Here is a 17,796-nt window from a genome sequence, read left to right on the forward strand (position 1 = left end):
TCGGTTGCGCTTTGCAGCCATGACGGATAAACAGCGGCGCGCGCTGCTTGTGATCCGGACCCCTGGCAACGGGGTGTCCGGAGGCAGCGCGCGCGCCGTCTGTTCACCCGCGCCACGCACCGGCACTCGGGACCGGCGCGCGGCACACGTCTCGAATACCTCCCGTGCATCGCTCGTAGGCTCGCACTCGCGAGAGAGGACCGCATGACCATCCTGATTCAACTCATCTACAGCGGTATCGCGCTGGGGATGATCTACGCCGTGATCGCCTTCGGTTACCAACTGACGTTCGCGACGTCCGGCACGCTGAACTTCGGCCAGGGCGAATCGCTGATGCTCGGCGCACTGGTCGGCCTGACACTGGTCGATACCCTGGGTCTGAATTACTGGCTGATGATCCCCATCGTCTGCCTGTTCGGTCTCGTGCAAGGGGCGCTGGTCGAGCGCATCGGCGTGAAGCCTGCCTTGCGGATCAAGTCGGAGTTCGGCTGGATCATGTCGACGATCGCATTGGGCATCATCTTTCGTAACGTCGCGGAAAACGTTTGGGGACGCGACGATCTCAAGTTCCCTTCGCCGCTGCCCGAGTCGCCCATCCACCTGTTCGGCGCAAACGTGCTGCCGATGGAGCTGCTCGTCGTGGTCGGCGCGCTGCTCATGATGGCGGCCGTCGAGTTCTTCAATCGACGCTCGATTTACGGCAAGGCGGTGGTGGCTACGTCCAACGACCGCGACGCCGCCGGACTCATGGGCATCAACACCAGTCTGGTCATCACCTTCTCGTATGCGCTGTCGTCCATGGCGGCCGCGTTTGCGGGCGTGCTCGTCGCCCCGCTGACGCTCACCGGCGCCACGATGGGGGCGGTGCTAGGGCTCAAGGCCTTCGCCGTGGCGATCATCGGCGGGCTGTCGAGCGGGATGGGCATGCTCGTGGGTGGCCTGATTCTCGGCATCGCCGAGACGACGACCGCATTCTACATTTCGACCGGCTACAAAGACGTGCCGGGTCTCGTACTGCTGCTGCTCGTGCTGGCCGTGAAGCCGGCGGGCCTGTTCGGCAAGACCGCCATCAAGAAGGTGTAACCATGACCGCCCAGACCTCCACCGCACGCGGGGCCCGCGATCTCGGCGGCCTGCGCGTGACCACGAAGCTGGCTGCTATCGTGGGCATCGTTGCGCTGTTCGGTTTTCCGATGGCCATCGGCAATCCTTACTACATCCACATGATCGAGACGATCATGATCTACGCGATCCTGCTGTTCGGGCTGGATATCGTCGTGGGTTACACCGGGCAGGTGTCGCTGGGCCATGCGGGCCTGTTCGGCATCGGCGCCTACGTGGCGGGGGTGTTCTTCACCAAGCTCGGACTCACGCTCTGGCTGGCGCTTCCGGCCGCCGTCCTGATTACGGCCGCGTTCGGCGCCGTGCTCGCCTTGCCCGCACTGCGGGTCATCGGCCCGTATCTGGCGATGGTGACGCTCGCGTTCGGCACCATCATCCAGATTCTCATCAACGAGATGGATTTCCTGACCGACGGGCCAATGGGCATCACGCTCACGAAGCCACTCGTCGGGGGGCATCCGATCAATGAGACCGAGTACTACTGGCTGGTGGCCGCGTTGCTGCTGGCAAGCATGCTTGTGGCGCACCGGATTCTCAAGTCGCATCTTGGGCGCGCCTTCGAGGCGTTGCGGGATTCACCGGTGGCGTCGGACTGCATGGGCGTGTCGGTGTATCGCTACAAGGTGTATGCGTTCGTGATCAGCGCCGGTTTCGCCGGCCTGGCGGGCAGCCTGTACGCCTACTCGGAGCAGTACATCTCGCCGAATACGTATAACTTCGAGCTGACGATCCTGTTCCTGCTCGCCGTCATCATGGGTGGGCGCAAGACGCGCAGCGGCGCGTTGTTAGGCGCGGCGATCGTCGTCTTGCTGCCGCAATTGCTCGACGACATCGGCACCTTCCGGATCGTCGCGACGGTCATCGCCGCGGTGACCACCGTCGTGGCGGTGACCGCCATCGCCCGCGGGCGCACCTCGCTCGCCAAGGCGGCGGTGCCGATCGTCGGGACGGCGGCCCTGGCCGGCGTAACCTGGTGGCGCGACAGCATCACCGACTGGCGCCTGACGATCTTCGGGCTGATGATTCTGTTTGTCGTGTACTACCTGCCGGACGGCATCATCGGCTTCGTGCGCTCGCGCATTCTGCATCGCCGTCGCACGTTGACCGTCTCGGCCGCGCAGATCGACGAGTCGGTCGATGGCGAGCGCGACCCGATCCTGACAGCGGCGGCGAGCGGTCCCGACGATCTGCTCAACGTGCGCCAGTTGCTCATGCAGTTCGACGGCCTGAAAGCGCTCAATCAAGTGGATCTGAGTGTGAAGCGCGGCACGATTCACGGATTGATCGGCCCGAACGGCTCGGGCAAGAGCACGATGATGAACGTGCTCACGGGCATCTACGTGCCGACGGCGGGCAGCATCGAGTTCGCGGGTCAGTCGCTTGCGGGGCGTTCGTCGTCGGATATTGCGCTCTCGGGCGTGGCCCGTACATTCCAGAACGTGCAGTTGTTCGGCGAAATGACGGCGCTGGAAAACGTGCTCGTCGGCTTGCATCACACGTTCGGCGCGACGCTGATCGATGTATCGCTGCGTCTGCCGCGTTACAAGCGTGAGGAAGGGGCGGCACGGGCGCGGGCGATGCGACTGCTCGACTTCGTGGGGCTGGCGTCGCTCGCCGACGAGGAGGCGCGCAACCTGCCGTACGGCAAGCAGCGTCTGCTCGAAATCGCGCGCGCACTGGCACTCGATCCGCGTCTGCTGTTGCTTGACGAGCCGGCCGCCGGTCTGACGGCCCCCGACATTCGTGAATTGCTCACGATCATTCGCAAGATTCGCGACCACGGTATTACGGTCATCCTGATCGAGCACCACATGGACGTGGTGATGAGCACGTGCCAGACGGTCTCCGTGCTCGACTTCGGACAGAAGATCGCCGAGGGCCTGCCGGCGCAGATCCAGGCCGATCCGAAGGTGATCGAAGCGTATCTGGGCGGCGCATCGACGGCGCACTGACGACATTCGCGCATGCGGCGCACGGCGGGGACAATGCCCTGCGCCGCAGCCACGACGGACAAACGGAACCACTATGCTTTCCATTCGTAATCTGCAAGCCGGCTACGGCAAGGTGCAGGTGCTGCACGGCATCGACATCAATGTGCCGAGCGGCCAGGTCGTCACACTTATCGGATCGAACGGCGCGGGCAAGACGACGACCATGCGTGCCGTGTCCGGCATGATCAAGCCGACGGCAGGCGAGATCACGCTGGGCGACAAGCGTATCGACGGACTCGACTCGCATCGCATCGCCAAGCTTGGCCTGGCGCACTCCCCCGAAGGCCGACGCGTGTTTTCGACCATGTCGGTGATGGACAACCTGCGCCTGGGTGCCTTTCCGCGTCTGACGGGTAGCCGCCCGCGCGGCGATGTCGCGGCCGATCTTGAGCGTGCGATGGATCTGTTCCCGCGACTCAAAGAGCGGCGCAATCAGTTGTCCGGCACCCTGTCGGGCGGCGAGCAGCAAATGCTCGCCATGGCCCGTGCGGTGATGCTGCGCCCCGACATCGTGCTGCTCGACGAGCCGTCGATGGGGCTGGCGCCGATCCTGGTCGACGAAGTCTTCCGCATCATCAGCAACCTGAAGTCGGAGGGCGTGACGATGCTGCTCGTAGAGCAGTTCGCGGCGGCCGCGCTGGCGGTGGCCGACTATGGCTACGTGCTGGAGAACGGCCAGATTTCCGTGCACGGCCCGGCGGAAAACCTGCGCAACGACGACAAGGTGCGCGCCGCCTACCTGGGCGGCAGTCACTGACCTTTGCCGACGTACCTCGCTCAGTACGCGGCGGAAAGCTCGCGTAGCGTGCTGAACGTTTCGCGCAGTTCGGCCGTTAGCGTGGCCACGAGGTCGGCGGCGGGCATGGCGCGAGCCAGCGGCGCCGCCTGACCGGCCCACTGGGCCGCGTAATCGCTGTTGCCCTTGGCTTTGGCGGCCGCGTTGATCGCCTTGCCTGCGTCATACGTCACCGGATAGGCCGGCAGGTCGGGGCGCTCGGCTGCTTGCTCCAGCGCATAGAGGCGGTTCACGAAGCCGCGCGCCGGACGCCCGGAGATCGCACGAATCAAGGCGGTTCGCGGCGCAGCGTTGCCGGTCAGGCGCTCGCGGTAGGCCGCATCGGCCGACGATTCGGGGCAAGCGACAAAGGCGGTCCCGAGTTGAGCGGCCTGTGCACCCAGCGCGAGGACCGCTGCGATGCCCGCGCCGTCCATGATGCCGCCGGCGGCAATCACCGGCACCGACGTGTGCGTTACGATCAGCCGCACCAGCGCCAGCGTGCCCAGTTGCTCGTCATCGGTCGGCACGCGGTCGCCAAGATCTTCGAAGCGGCCACGGTGACCGCCTGCCTCATATCCCTGTGCAACGATAACGTCGACCCCCGCGGCCTCGATCGCTTTGGCTTCCGCCAGGTTCGTCGCCGAGGCGAACAGCATCATGCCCGCCGCGTGCAGCGCATCGATCTTCTCCTGCGACGGCAGCCCGAAATGGAAGCTGACGACGGCCGGGCGTTCTTCCAGAAGCATGGCGAACATGGCCTCGTCGGCCGCAAAGGTTTTGTAGATCTCGCTGAGCGTGGTCGGCGGCGCGGCGTCGAAACGCGCGAACTCCGGGGCGAGATAGGCCAACCAGGCGGCGTCGCGCGACGCGTCGAGCTTGGCGGGCGCGTGGCAGAACACGTTGACGTTGAACGGCTTGCGGGTCAGCGCGCGCGTATCGTGAATTGCCTTGCGCGCGGCGTCGGCATTCATCGCGGCAACTCCGATCGAGCCGAGCGCGCCCGCGTTGGAGACGGCCGCCGCGAGGGTGGGCGTGGACGTGCCGGCCATCGGGGCCTGAACGATCGGCGTCGACAGGCCGAGTCGTTCGACGAGCGCGCGATTGCGGGATTGCGAGGCAGTGGAGCTTGACATGACGATCTGCACCTTTGAGTGTTCGGTAGGGGGAACCGGACCCGTCGCAGCAGGGGGTCGATTCACTATGGCATACGCCCGGTGCGACAAAAGATATCATTAAAATGCATCTTTATGTCGGCTGCCCTCGACATCGGCACGGGCATCGGCTCGCGATAACGGGGTCACGCTTTGGGGTCGGTACGCTCGCCGGCACCTTCGTGACGCTTGCCCCCCTCGTCGGTCCCCATCAGATCGGCGGCGCGTGAGCGCTGCATATCGGCCCGTCGGAAGTAGCCGATGACGGTCGCCACGCTCGTATGTCCCGTCATCGACATCGTTTCGGCCAGCGGCACCTGCTGAAGCGCGGCCTCAGTGACGAAGCCGGCGCGCAGCGAGTGGGCGGAGAAGTCGCCCTCGAGACCGGCGAGTGCGCATCGCTCGCGCACGATGTCGCGCACGGCGGCCTCGGAGAGCGGTTCGCCCACATGTCCGCCGCGTCGAACGCGCCGAAAGATCGCCCCTTCCGTGATGTCCGCCGCCGTCAGCCAATCCGTGAGCGCCACGGCCGCCGCACCCGTGACCGGTTTTTCGTTCTCGGGGAGGTCTGCGCCCTGCTGATTCGTCTTCGACCAAGTGAGCGTGTAGACGTAATGGTCTGGCCCGCTGCGCCGCACGTTCTCGCACGTCGCCCGCACGACTTCTGAGCGCCTGCGGCCGCCGCTTGCCCAAGCAAACAGCAAGAGCGCGCGATCGCGCTTGCCGCGCAGGGTGTCGTCGCAGGTCGCGAGTAGCGCGCGCAAACGCTCGCGCGTCAGCGCCTCTTTTTTTGCCGTGCGAACGCCACGCTTTGCATAGGCGCGACGTGTCTTTGCCAGCAGTTCGCGTACCGCCGGTTCCGCGCACGGGTTCGGCAAGTGGCGCGACGTATGCAGCTTGGCGATGACGCTCAACCGGTGGAGCAGTGTCGCGAGCGCCGGTGGCCCCGGACGCGCCTTGAGTCCCTGCGCAACGAGCGCGGCGTCGAGGGTGTCCGGCATCTCGGTTCTGAGACCGTGCTTGCCTTGATGCAGCGCATGGTCGACCACGAACTGCACGATCACGGCGGCCGGCAGCGGCGCGACGAGCGCCTGCCCATACCGCAGCCGGTACCAGCCCATCCAGTAGCGCATGGCCGATTGATAGCTCTGACGCGTGTTCTGCGAGTCGCCTTCCCGGGCGAGGGCTTGTGCCGCGTCGAGCGCGTCGTCATGGAGCGCCGCCGGATTTCGCGGTGGGGGCAGTCCGAGGGCCGACGCGCCTCCCGTCGCTGCGCTGTGCACCGATTCGACTGGCCACGGGCTCCCGGATGTCATTTTTTTGCCTGACATATGATTTAATATGTAATATGTACGAAATATAATCTAATCGACAAATAGCTAGCGATAATCTTCCATTATCGCGGGTTATTTGGCAATGCCCTCGATATTCAGGAGCTCTACGCGATGACTACGCCTCAAACGCTGACGTCCGCCATGTCCATGCCGTTGCCGCGGCAAGGCGGGCGAGGTATTTCGGAGCACGACGTCTGGACGGCGGCCGATACGTTGTTGATGGCGGGGCAGCGTCCGACCATCGAGCGAATTCGTCAGCATTTGGGGCGCGGCTCGCCCAATACCGTGAGCCCTTATCTGGATGCGTGGTTCGCCGGGCTGGGTGCGCGCTTGCCGGGCGCGACGGCCGCCGCGCCCGGGTTGCCGGAGGGGGTGACGATGCCGGAATCGGTGGCGCGTGCCGCGCTCGATCTGTGGGCGTTGGCGCTAAAGGAGGGGCGTGCCGCACTGGCGGAAGACGAAGCGGCGCGGCGCGCGGTGCTGGACGCGCGCGAAGCCGAGCTGGCAGCGGATCGCGAGGCGCTGGAACAGGCGCGGGCCGTGCTCCACGAGCGCATTGCCGCTGCCGAGACGGCGGCGGCGGATGCGCGCCAGGCGAGGGAGGAAGCACAGGCGCAGGCACGACGCGCCGAGGCCTTGCTGATCGAGGCACAGGCAGATGCGGTGGCGTCGCGGCAGGCGCTTGCCGTGGCGCGCGAGCGCACACAGGCGCTTCAGGAAGCCCATGCATCGCAGCACATTCATTGGGACGCCGAGCGCACTAGGCTGGGTGAGCGTGCCGAAGCAAATGAACGCCGCTTGATGCTTGAACTGGACGCCGCGCGCGAATCGATCAAGGCGCTACAGCAGGAGCGCAAGCAGGTGCAGCGTCAGTTGCAGGATGCCGAAACTGGGCTTGCGGCGATGACCGAGGCGCAGCACGAGATGCGGGCCGCGAAGGCGTTGCAGGATGCAGTCGTGGCGAGGCTGCGCGAGCAGGTCAGTACGCAGGAGGCGCTGACGGCGACGTACCAGTCGATGCTGGCGGCGCCGATGGTGTCGTCGCCCGGGCGCGGCAACGTGTCGGGAAAAAAGCGTCGCGTGAGCCATGTGGCCGTGCCGGCAACGTCGGTGTTGCGTCGCGCGCGCCGGCCATGACGGGGTAGTGCAGCGCGTCTGAGATTTGTCGGGATTGGCGAGCCGTCGGTCAACAAGTCAGTCGTCCAGGCATGCGCGCAACGTTTGCGCCAGTCGAGCGGCTTCCCCGGCATCGGCGACGTTTGCGAAACCAATCACGAGGCCACGCGGCGTGTGCGGCGTATGTCCGTTCGAATACCAGATGGAGAGGGGCAACACGGCAAGCCCCGCCAGGCGGGCCCGGGCGGCAACGGCAACGTCGTCGACGGGGCCGTGCGGGCCTTCGACGAATTTCACCGCGAACTGGACGCCACCGAGCGGCAATTCGAGGCTCAGCCGCTTGCCGAACGCCTGCCCTAGCGCTTGCATGATCAAAACGCGGCGCTGCCCGTACAACGTGCGCATTCGCTTCACATGTCGCGCAAAATGGCCTTGCGCCATGAAATCTGCCACGGCCGCCTGCAATAGCGCTGGAGAGCCGGTGTTCATGCTGCATGCCACCCGCGCGACGCGCTCCACGGCACGCTCCGGCACCACCGCGTAAGCGAGCCGCAGGCCGGGGAACATCAGCTTGCTGAGCGTGCCGCAATAGATCACGCGATCGTGCCGATCGAGGCTCTTCAGCGCCGGCAAGGGCCTGCCCGAATATCGGAACTCACTGTCGTAATCGTCCTCGATGATCCAGCGAGACGCTTTCTCGGCCCAATTCAGCAGTGCCAGACGTCTTGCGAGCGACAACGTATGACCCAGCGGGCTCTGGTGCGATGGCGTGACCAGGGCGAAGCGCGCTTCCGGGTCCAGTTGTATGCCGCGCGCGACATCGATCCCCTCATCGTCGACCGGCACGGGGACGAACTGCATCCCGGACTCGGACAAGAAATTGCGCGCGAGCAGATAGCCGGGATCCTCGAACCACACGCGATCGTTGGGCTTCGCGAGACTGCGCAGCACGAGTTCAAGCGTCGCGCGGTAGCCACCGGTCACGAACACCTGCTCGGGCAGACACGTGACACCCCGCGATAAGCCAAGATAAGTGGCAATGCGCTCCCGAAGCGGCCGGTAGCCCATCGGATCCGGACAGGAGAGCATGGCGCGATCGCCGCTGCGCACACGAAGCGAAACCAGTCGACTCCATATCTTGCGGGGAAACGCGTCGAGCGCCGGTTGCCCGGGCTGCAACGGTCGTGGCTCGCCGCTCATCGCGACAGTGATGGCCACTGGGTGCGGTGCCGGCTGACTCGGTGACGCCGAGGAGGATTTCTTCTGCCCGGCGCATTCTGCGTCCGTTCGTGCCGTGTGCGGGGCGCCTTGGGGTTCGGGGCCACCTGTTCCGTAAGTCGAATGCCCGATTGACGGCGCCAGCGATGGGGAAACAAACGTGCCGGCAGCGCCGCGCATCTGCAGGTAACCCTCATCGACAAGGATCGTGTAGGCCAATTCGACGGTGCCGCGAGCGGTGCTCAATTGCGCGCAGAGGCTGCGAAGTGCCGGCACGCGGTCTCCAGGACGCAGATGCCCCGCTGCAATCGCCGTCCTGAAACGCTCGCAAATCTGCAGATAGATCGGCTGCGATCGCTCGCGATCTATCTGGATGTCCAGGGAGGGCGTTCGTGCGGGCATGAGAGTCTCGTGGATGAGGGCGGGCCAGGTCCATTTGGACTAGTCATATCGATGATTTTTGGCCCTTATTGTTACGACATGATTGTTACATACTGCCCTTAGGCAATGCCATGGCGAGGACCCTTCCACGCGATGCCACGCTCATTGCGCGTCTCGCGCGTTCAGTTACCCCTTTGGAGAATCTGCCATGAAGATCGTGGTAATCGGTGGTTCGGGCCTGATCGGCTCACGTCTTGTCACCCTGCTCAGCCAGGCAGGCCATCAGGCGCTCGCCGCGTCCCCGCGTACCGGCGTCAACTCCGTGACCGGCGAAGGTCTGGATGCAGCGCTCGTCGGCGCGGACGTCGTCGTCGATGTCACGAACGCACCGTCATGGGAGCCTCAGGCGGTGCTGGACTTCTTCCGTACCTCGGCTCGCAATCTCGGCAAGGCTGAGGTCGCTGCGGGTGTGCGCCATCATGTCGCGTTGTCGATCGTCGGTACCGAGCGCATGCCGGAGAACGCGTATTTCACGGCCAAGGTCGCGCAGGAGGCGGCGATCGAAGCCGCCGGCGTGCCGTACACGATTGTGCGCGCCACGCAGTTCATGGAGTTCATCGGCGGCATCGCGGATTTCAGCACGGATGGCGACAGTGTGCGCGTCGGCGACGGGCTGTTCCAGCCGATCGCTGTGGACGACATCGTCGAGATCCTCTCACAGGTCGCGCTCGCGGCGCCGCGCAACGCCACGATGGACATTGCCGGCCCGGACCGTGCGTCGCTGGCGCAGATCATTGCGCGCTATCTGAGCGCGAAGGGCGACGCGCGCCCGGTGGTGACGGATCGCAACGCGCGGTACTACGGCGGCATCGTCGAGGAACTGTCGCTAGTTCCGCTCGGCGACGCGACGATCGGCCGTATCGGTCTCGACCAGTGGCTCGCCCAAACGCGCGAAGGCTGATTTTTTGGGCCGACGAAGGCCCCCCGATGGAGTGAAGTCATGAAACGAATGGTTTTGTTCGGCGCAACGCTGATGTGTCTGTGCCTGATGGGAGTGCGCCCGGTCACGGCCGCGCCCGAGGCGCACGTGGTGTCGCTGCGTTCGACGCCGTTGCCGGAGTACCCGGGCAAGGAAGCCCAGATGATCGTTGTGGAGTATCCGCCGGGCGCAGTCGACCCCGTGCACCGTCACGACGCGCAAGCGTTTGTGTATGTGCTCGAGGGAAGCATTGTCATGGGCGTCAAGGGGGGCAAAACGGTGACGCTGAAGGCGGGGGATACGTTCCACGAAGGCCCCAACGACATTCATACCGTAGGGCGTAATGCGAGTGCCACGCGGCCTGCCAAGTTTGTCGTGTTCCTGATCAAGAAGCAGGGCGCGCCGATCCTGACCCCGGTGAAGTAACACGGTCGTTCCCGCCGGTGCCGGCAACCCCGGCGCCACTCCTGCGGGGCGCTTCGGCGCCCCCGAACGGGCGAGCGTGGATGCCCGCTGCTCAGGCCATCGCCGCCGCACCGGGGGCGCCCGGCAGCGCCGATAAGATCCGGGCGAAGGCGTCGCCCGTGACGGGTTTGCCGAGCAGGAAGCCTTGCAGTTCGTCGCAATCGAGGGTCTTGAGCGCCTCGCGCTGCGACGGCGTCTCGACCCCTTCGGCCACCACGTCCATATCGAGCGAATGCGCCAGCGCAATGATCGCGGAGACCACGGCGCTGCCCTCGCGGCCGCAGGTGTCCAGCCCGCTCGTGAAGAAGCGGTCCATCTTCAATTGCTTGACGCGGAAGCGCTGCAAGTACGCCAGGCTCGAATAGCCCGTGCCGAAGTCGTCGATGGCCACTTCAAAACCCTGCTCGTGGAAGGCGCGGATCACGTCGATCGTGTGCTGGGCGTCGAACATGGCCACCGTCTCGGTGATTTCGAACATGAGCCGGTCGGCGGCGATGCCCGCCTCGCGCACGATCTCCACGATGTTTTCCACGAGTTGCGACTGGGCCATCTGGCGCGGCGAGAGGTTGATCGCGACCTTGACGGGCGGCAGACCCGCGGCGTCCCATTCCTTGATCTGTCGGCAGGTGGCTCGCACGACCCAATAGCCGATCGGCACGATCTGGCCGGTGCGCTCGGCGACGGGGATGAAGTCGGCCGGTTGCAGTTCGCCGAAGGTGGGGTGCGACAACCGCAGCAATGCCTCGGCACCCGCCAGCGCCTCGGTGTCGCCCCGGTACTTCGGCTGGAAGTGAAGCGAAAAATACTGCTCGTGTTCCGCGTCGTGGAGCGCCTGCTGGATCTCCCACGTGCGTTGCGCGGCGGCATTCATGCGAGGCTCGAAGTAGCGGAAGATGCCGCGGCCTGCGCGCTTGGCTTCGTACATGGCCGTGTCGGCGTGCTTGAGCAGGGTGTCGATGGTATCGCCATCGTCCGGGAACACGGCGATGCCGATGCTGGGCATGACGTGCAGCGATTGGTTGCCCACGCGCAGTCCGTCGCGCATATCGTCGAGCAGGCGTTGCGCCACGCGCCCCGCGACCGCGGGCGACGACAGGGAGCCCAGCAGTACCACGAACTCGTCGCCGCCCAGTCGGGCGACCACGTCGTCGCCATTGACGTTTTTGCGAAGCCGTTTGGCGAACGCGCGCAATACGTCGTCGCCCACGTTGTGGCCGAGCGAGTCGTTGATGGTCTTGAAGCCGTCCAGATCCATGAACAGCACCGCGAAACGGCGCTCGTCGCGACGCGAGTTCACGAGCATGCGGGCAGCGGCGTCATGCAGCGCGCGACGATTGGGCAGATCGGTCAGCGCATCGTAGGTCGCCATTCTGGCGATCTGCGAGTTCAGTTGCAGTACGGAGTTGGCAAGGAAACTCGTGCGGGCGTCCAGGCGCGAGACGAGCAGGGTGGTGACGAGCATAAGGAAGGTGAACAGGCTGACGGTCGTGACCAGCCACGGGGAGCTCACCCCGCCCGCCGCGCCACAGATGGCGCCCGGCATAAAGTGGGCCGCCGACATGCCGGTGTAGTGCATGGCCGTGATCGCCAGTCCCATGACCCCGGCGGCGCCGATGCGCTTGGCCATGACGTAACGCAGACTGCCGTCGCGCAGCGTGCGCGCGATCCACAGTGCCGCCGTGGCCGCCGCCATCGCGATCAGGATCGAGGCGGCAAAGCGTCCTGGATCGTACTCGATGCTCGGATTCATCTTCATGGCGGCCATGCCGGTGTAGTGCATGGCCGCGATCCCGAGGCCGAGCGTGACACCTGCGATGACCAGCCGTCGCTTGGTGAAGTGCTCGCGGGCGACCTGCCAGAGCGCCGCCCACGAGATGACGACGGCAATGCCGAGCGAGGCCGCCGTAATGATCGGGTCGTATCCGAGCGCGAGCGTAGCGTGCGCACCCAGCGGCGACCCGATCGGTGCGAGCGACAGCGCGAGCATGCCGATGAAGTGCATCGACCAGATACCAATGCCCATCGCGGCCGCGCCGACGGCGAGCCACGCGTGACGCATGCCGCGGTGCGTCAGGAGATAGATGCGACCCGAAAGGTCAAGTGCGGTATAGGACGCGAGCACGGCAACCGCGAGCGATAGTGCAACGAGCCAACCACTGTACGAACTGGACATATGAGAACCGACCGAAAAGTCCTGCTTAACTGGTTATCGGCAAGGGCGGCCGATAGTTGAGGGTCCTGTCGGAATTTTTCCGACATCACGCTGCCGATTCGGTCCGATAGCGTTGGAGGCGCGAAGGAATTCCCTGATGTCGGTGGCACGTTGTGCCGAGACTCGACACTGCCGACGTCATAGTGAATAATCCGCCCATACCTCGCCTTGGCCGGTGGCGTCGTGCGCGACACGCCTCGGCGATCGCTCGTCAGGAACACGAAATCTCGGACGTGACGTCGTACGACGTCTGAGGGGCAAAGTAAGGAAGCCCCCAATTTTGCCTGAGTTTCGCGGGAATTCCTCGCGTTGTGTTAATCCGGGTGGTCAATTTCCCCGCCCGCGCCTTGAAATGCGCATTCGTATGGGGAGATTGCATATGCCCGTCGATTCCGTGGTGCCGTTCGAAGCCCGCATCGCGGCCGGGCGCAAGCTGCGCGACACCACACCGCGTGGTAGCCACGCGCATGTCGGCAACGTCGACCGAGACATTGTGGAACTGCTGCGCACCAGCAGCGAGGGGCGCGTCGATGCGCTCGTGCCGCTGCGCTACGGACGCATGCTCGCGTCGCCCTTCGCTTTCTATCGGGGCAGCGCCATTGTCCAGGCCCACGATCTGGCGGGAACCCCGCATACCGGTCTCACGCTCCAGATCTGCGGCGATTGCCACCTGGCCAACTTCGGCGGATTTGCCACGCCGGAGCGCACCCTGATCTTCGATCTGAACGATTTCGACGAGACAGCCCTCGGGCCGTGGGAGTGGGATCTGAAGCGTTTATGCGCAAGCCTGGTACTGGCCGCCCGCCAATTCGGCTTCGGCGATACGCTGGGCGTCGAGATGGTGCGCACGGCGGTTCAGACGTACGCGCGTCGCCTGAATGAATACGCACACATGCCGACCATCGCCTTATGGCACGAGCAGGTGACGTTCGAGCGCATGCTCGACCTTGCCGAAAGCGAACGCGTGCGAGAGGGCGTGAAGCGCGGCATTGCGCGCGCCACCGGGCGCACGCATGAAAACGTGCTCCCCAAGTTCGCCCAGCAAGTGGGCGATCATTGGCAGATTCGCGACGCACCGCCGAGCATTTTCCATGTGCACGGCGCCACGACGCTGTTCGGCACGGAAGACGACTGGCTCGGCCTGGGCGAGTGGCGCACGCTGTTCGCCCCCGTCTACAAGAGCTATCTGAACTCGCTCTCGCCCGATCGTGCGCTCATGTTGTCGAGCTACACGCAGGAGGATCTGGCGTTCAAGGTCGTGGGTGTCGGTAGCGTCGGCACCCGGTGTCTGGTGTTGCTGATGATGGATACCCACGAGCAACCGCTCTTCCTGCAGTTCAAGGAGGCGTCGAAGTCGGTCGTCACGCGCTTTTTCAAGGGCGCTTCGTCGAAGCACGACGGGCGTCGCGTCGTGGAGGGGCAGCGACTGATGCAGGCGGCCTCCGACGCCTTTCTGGGCTGGGGCAGCGGCCCGTTCGGGCGCAGCGTGTATGGACGTCAACTGCGCGACATGAAGGTGTCGGCGCAATTCGAGCTGTTCCGCGCCGACGGCTTCCGTGAGTACGCCGGGCTTTGCGGATGGGTACTGGCGCGCGCGCACGCCAAAGCGGGCGGTTGTGCGGCTGAGCTGGTTGGGTATGTGGGCAAAGGCAACCGGCTCGCACAAGCGTTGGTCCATTACGCGACCGATTACGCCGACCAGGTCGAACGCGACTACGAGCTGTTCCGAAAGGCATGTCGTGACGGTCAGCTCGAGGCGCGCACCGATGCCGACATGGCCGCCGATTTCATTGCGTGAGCCGAACGGGGGCGATGCAGGCTTCCCCCAATGCATCGGCGATCGGGCGTGACTAAACTACTATTTACAAGCGCGAATTCACAAGCGCGACACTAGGTACGCTGGACGTCCACCGCCACGCATGCTTGCATGCGGGCGTCCTCCGGAACTGACATGAACCGCCCGCCCGCCAATTCGACGTTGCGCGCAGTAGCGACAAAGCCGTTTGGCATACGTCTGAAATGGCTTCTCTTGCTTGCGGCCGCGTCACTGTGCGCCATCGGAGTCTATTCCGTGGCGCGCGAGATGCAGACTTCGCGCCTCCAGGCGAAGTACTTTGCGGCAGTTGACTGCCAAGTTTCGTTCAGGGTTGCGCAAGGCCCAAGCGACACCATCCGCTTCCCTTCCCACGGCGGTCCCTACGACCTGCGCATGGGCTATGAGCGACTACCCGAGTTTACCGCTCGCCTTACCGCACGTGGCTTCGTCGTCACGGCACAGGCGCGCGACTCAGTCACGATGGCCCGCATCGCAGACCAGGGACTCTTCGTTCCCTATGAGGAAAAGGCGCAAGCCGGCCTTCAGCTCTTCGACGCCAGCGGCGCGCCGCTTTACAGGGCGCGCTACCCGTTGCGCACCTACGCCAATTTCGAGGCTGTACCACCGATTGTTGCCGATGCGCTGACCTTCATCGAAGACCGATCACTGCTCGATGCCGCTGAACCGTACCTCAATCCTGCGATCAACTGGAAGCGCTTCTCGCTCGCCGTCATTGATCTGGCACTCAAACACGTGCTCCATGACCATGCAATGCCCGGCGGCAGCACGCTTGCAACCCAGATCGAGAAGTATCGTCACTCGCCGGGGGGGCGTACCGTCAACCCGTCCGAGAAGCTCCGGCAGATGGTCTCGGCGGCGTTGCGCGCCTATCTTGGCGGTGAACGGACGCTCCCGGCACGCCGTGGGATCATCGTCGCCTACCTGAATACGGAGCCGCTTGGTGCGCAGCCGGGCATCGGCGAGATCGAAGGCATTGGCGATGGGCTCGTGGCCTGGTACGGCCGCGACTTCGACGAGGCGAACCATCTGCTCGCAGCGCTCGACACGGACGCTCGAGGTCAAACCGGGGCGCCTGTCACCGGCGGACTCACCAACGAAGCGCTCGCATTCAAGCAGGTGCTCTCACTCTTGATCGCGCAACGCGCACCGTCGTATTTCCTTACACGGAACAATGCAGCGCTCGAGACGCTGACGAACAGTTACCTTCGGCTGCTTGCCGACAACCACGTCATCTCGGCGCGGCTGCGCGACGCCGCGCTCGGTCAGCCCCTGCAGGTACGGCATGGTCTGGCAACCGCGCCGGCAATCCCGTTTGCCAAACGTAAGGCGATTTCGGTATTGCGCGCGCATTTGCTCGAGACACTCGGCCTCAAAAATACCTACGCGCTCGATCACCTCGACCTCACTGCCAGCTCGACACTCGCCGATGCGCTCGAGCAAGCCGTCAGCAAGCAGCTTGCGCGTGCACAAACGGTGGCTGGCGCGCAGCAGGCCGGCCTCTATGGCTTCGAGATGCTTCGCCCCGGCGACGATCCTGCGAAGATCGCCTTCAGCTTCTCGCTCTATGAGCGCCGCCGCGGTGAGAATGTGCTGCGCGTGCAAACCGACACCGTGAACGAGCCGTTCGACATCAACCAGGGGGCGCGCCTCAATCTCGGCTCGACCGCGAAGCTTCGCACCCTCATCCTGTATCTGCAGATCGTCTCCGATCTCCACGCGCACTATGCCTCGCTCACAGCGCCCGAACTTGCGAGCGTGAAGCCCGACGCGCTCGACGCCCTGACATCGTGGGCGCTCAACTATCTTGCGCACACGACCGACCACTCGTTGCCGGCGATGCTGAACGCCGCCGTCGAACGCAGGTACTCGGCCAATCCCGGGGAAGTCTTTCACACCGGCAGCGGCGAACAGGCGTTCTCGAACTTCGAGCCCGCCGACAATGGCCGCATCCTGAGCGTGCACGAAGCGTTCCAGCGCTCGGTCAACCTCGTGTTCGTGAGGCTGATGCGCGACATTGTCCGCTACGAGATGGTCAGGCAGGCGGGGCCGTCGGCGCACTGGCTTACGGATCCGGCGCTGCGGCAGCAGTATCTGACACGCTTTGCCGATGAAGAGAGCCTGACCTTTCTCGACCGCTTCAATAAAAGGTTTGCAGGGCTTGCGGCCGACCAGGCAGTGGAAAAGCTTGTCGCGGGGATGCCCAAGTCGCCGGTCAGGCTCGCGGCGGCCCTGCGTAGCGTGGCGCCTGCTGCCCCGCTGGCCTGGTTCGAGGGCCAGATGCGCGCGGCGCTGAAGGGCACGCCAGCGGCCTTGATGCGCGCCGACGATATGGCGGCGCTATACGCAAAGTATGGCCCCGACAAGTTCAACCTCACCGACCGCGCCTATCTCGCGCACGTTCATCCGATCGAGCTTTGGCTTCTCGCCTACCTTCGCGCTCATCCCAATGCCACCGAGAGCGACTTGCGAGACGCGAGTCGTGACGTGCGTCTCGAATCGTACGCGTGGCTCTTCAAGACGCGCTTCCATGCCACCCAGGACCGCCGGATTCGGGAAACGATCGAGCTTCAGGCCTACGTCCCAATCGTGCGCGCGTGGCGCTCGCTCGGCTATCCATTCAAGCGCATCACGCCGTCCTATGGGTGCGCCATCGGCGCTGCGGGTGACCGGCCAGCCGCGCTTGCGACACTCATGGGCATCATCGCCAATGACGGCCGAAAGGTGCAACAGGAAAGCCTGAGTTCGCTCACGTTCGCGGCCGCCACGCCATACGAGACGCATTTTGCCCGTGCATTCGATGCGGGACAGGTCGTGATTGCGCCCGCGATCATCGACGTCGTGCGGGGCCTGCTGCGTGACGTCGTGAAGGGCGGCACGGGAAAGCGCCTCGCCGACGGACTGCCGCTAGGCCGGGGCCGCACCCTCGAAGTCTCCGGCAAGACTGGCACCGGCGATCAGCGTTTCAACGTCTATGCACGCGGCGCCAGGCTCATCGAATCGCGCAAGGTCAACCGCACGGCGACATTCGTGTTCATGATCGGAAACCGCTTCTACGGTGTGTTGAGCGCCTATGTGCACGAGCCCTACGCGACACACTACACCTACACTAGCGCGATGGCCGTCCAGCTCCTGAAGTCCCTCGGACCGACACTCGCGCCGCTCGTCGGCAAGACAATCGTCGCTCAACCGCTGCCATGACGAACGAACGCATA

At 64.8% G+C, this 17,796-nt stretch carries 12 protein-coding genes; 8 read left to right on the forward strand and 4 right to left on the reverse strand.

Going from position 1 to position 17,796, the window contains the following annotated elements; translation table 11 throughout:
• Nucleotides 1-204: 204 nt before the first annotated feature.
• The 3 genes from PSO31014_RS00280 (at nucleotide 205) to PSO31014_RS00290 (ending at nucleotide 3,870) form a co-directional block, all read left to right on the forward strand.
• The gene (locus PSO31014_RS00280; protein ID WP_150549776.1) at nucleotides 205-1,083 is read left to right on the forward strand and encodes a branched-chain amino acid ABC transporter permease; all 879 of its coding nucleotides are present in this window, start codon (nucleotides 205-207) and stop codon (nucleotides 1,081-1,083) included.
• 110 nt (nucleotides 1,084-1,193) lie between these two features.
• Nucleotides 1,194-3,074, forward strand: a complete 1,881-nt coding sequence (locus tag PSO31014_RS00285) for a branched-chain amino acid ABC transporter ATP-binding protein/permease (protein ID WP_150550374.1) — start codon at nucleotides 1,194-1,196, stop codon at nucleotides 3,072-3,074.
• A gap of 73 nt (nucleotides 3,075-3,147) precedes the next feature.
• Nucleotides 3,148-3,870 carry an ABC transporter ATP-binding protein gene (locus tag PSO31014_RS00290; protein WP_017234338.1) on the forward strand — a complete coding sequence of 241 codons (723 nt, stop codon included), beginning with the start codon at nucleotides 3,148-3,150 and terminating at the stop codon, nucleotides 3,868-3,870.
• Between the two features lie 20 nt (nucleotides 3,871-3,890).
• Here the strand turns inward: PSO31014_RS00290 and PSO31014_RS00295 are convergent, their stop codons facing one another.
• Nucleotides 3,891-5,024 (reverse strand): NAD(P)H-dependent flavin oxidoreductase, encoded by a 1,134-nt coding sequence (locus PSO31014_RS00295; protein ID WP_174976320.1) that lies wholly within the window; start codon nucleotides 5,022-5,024, stop codon nucleotides 3,891-3,893.
• Between the two features lie 164 nt (nucleotides 5,025-5,188).
• Nucleotides 5,189-6,358, reverse strand: coding sequence for a site-specific integrase (locus PSO31014_RS00300; RefSeq protein ID WP_150549778.1), 1,170 nt, complete (start codon nucleotides 6,356-6,358; stop codon nucleotides 5,189-5,191).
• A gap of 129 nt (nucleotides 6,359-6,487) precedes the next feature.
• Here PSO31014_RS00300 and PSO31014_RS00305 point away from each other — a divergent pair, with 129 nt between their 5' ends.
• Nucleotides 6,488-7,513 (forward strand): DNA-binding protein, encoded by a 1,026-nt coding sequence (locus PSO31014_RS00305; RefSeq protein WP_150549779.1) that lies wholly within the window; start codon nucleotides 6,488-6,490, stop codon nucleotides 7,511-7,513.
• A 57-nt stretch (nucleotides 7,514-7,570) separates the two neighbouring features.
• Here the strand turns inward: PSO31014_RS00305 and pdxR are convergent, their stop codons facing one another.
• Nucleotides 7,571-9,112 (reverse strand): MocR-like pyridoxine biosynthesis transcription factor PdxR, encoded by a 1,542-nt coding sequence (gene pdxR, locus PSO31014_RS00310; RefSeq protein WP_150549780.1) that lies wholly within the window; start codon nucleotides 9,110-9,112, stop codon nucleotides 7,571-7,573.
• A 187-nt stretch (nucleotides 9,113-9,299) separates the two neighbouring features.
• Between pdxR and PSO31014_RS00315 the strand changes: the two genes are divergently transcribed.
• Entirely contained in the window at nucleotides 9,300-10,052 is a 753-nt protein-coding gene (locus PSO31014_RS00315; protein WP_150549781.1) for an SDR family oxidoreductase, read from the forward strand.
• 39 nt (nucleotides 10,053-10,091) lie between these two features.
• Complete coding sequence (locus tag PSO31014_RS00320; protein ID WP_150549782.1) at nucleotides 10,092-10,496, forward strand: cupin domain-containing protein; 405 nt, start codon at nucleotides 10,092-10,094, stop codon at nucleotides 10,494-10,496.
• 91 nt (nucleotides 10,497-10,587) lie between these two features.
• Here PSO31014_RS00320 and PSO31014_RS00325 read toward each other — a convergent pair whose 3' ends face one another.
• A complete protein-coding gene (locus PSO31014_RS00325) occupies nucleotides 10,588-12,708 on the reverse strand; it encodes a putative bifunctional diguanylate cyclase/phosphodiesterase (RefSeq protein ID WP_150549783.1) in 2,121 nt (706 codons plus the stop codon).
• Nucleotides 12,709-13,126: 418 nt separating this feature from the next.
• Here PSO31014_RS00325 and PSO31014_RS00330 point away from each other — a divergent pair, with 418 nt between their 5' ends.
• Entirely contained in the window at nucleotides 13,127-14,545 is a 1,419-nt protein-coding gene (locus PSO31014_RS00330) for a DUF2252 domain-containing protein (protein WP_150549784.1), read from the forward strand.
• A gap of 153 nt (nucleotides 14,546-14,698) precedes the next feature.
• Nucleotides 14,699-17,782: a transglycosylase domain-containing protein gene (locus PSO31014_RS00335; RefSeq protein WP_150549785.1), complete on the forward strand. Its 3,084-nt coding sequence runs from the start codon at nucleotides 14,699-14,701 to the stop codon at nucleotides 17,780-17,782.
• Nucleotides 17,783-17,796 lie beyond the last annotated feature (14 nt).

The organism is Pandoraea soli (assembly GCF_902459595.1).
Classification (GTDB): domain Bacteria; phylum Pseudomonadota; class Gammaproteobacteria; order Burkholderiales; family Burkholderiaceae; genus Pandoraea; species Pandoraea cepalis.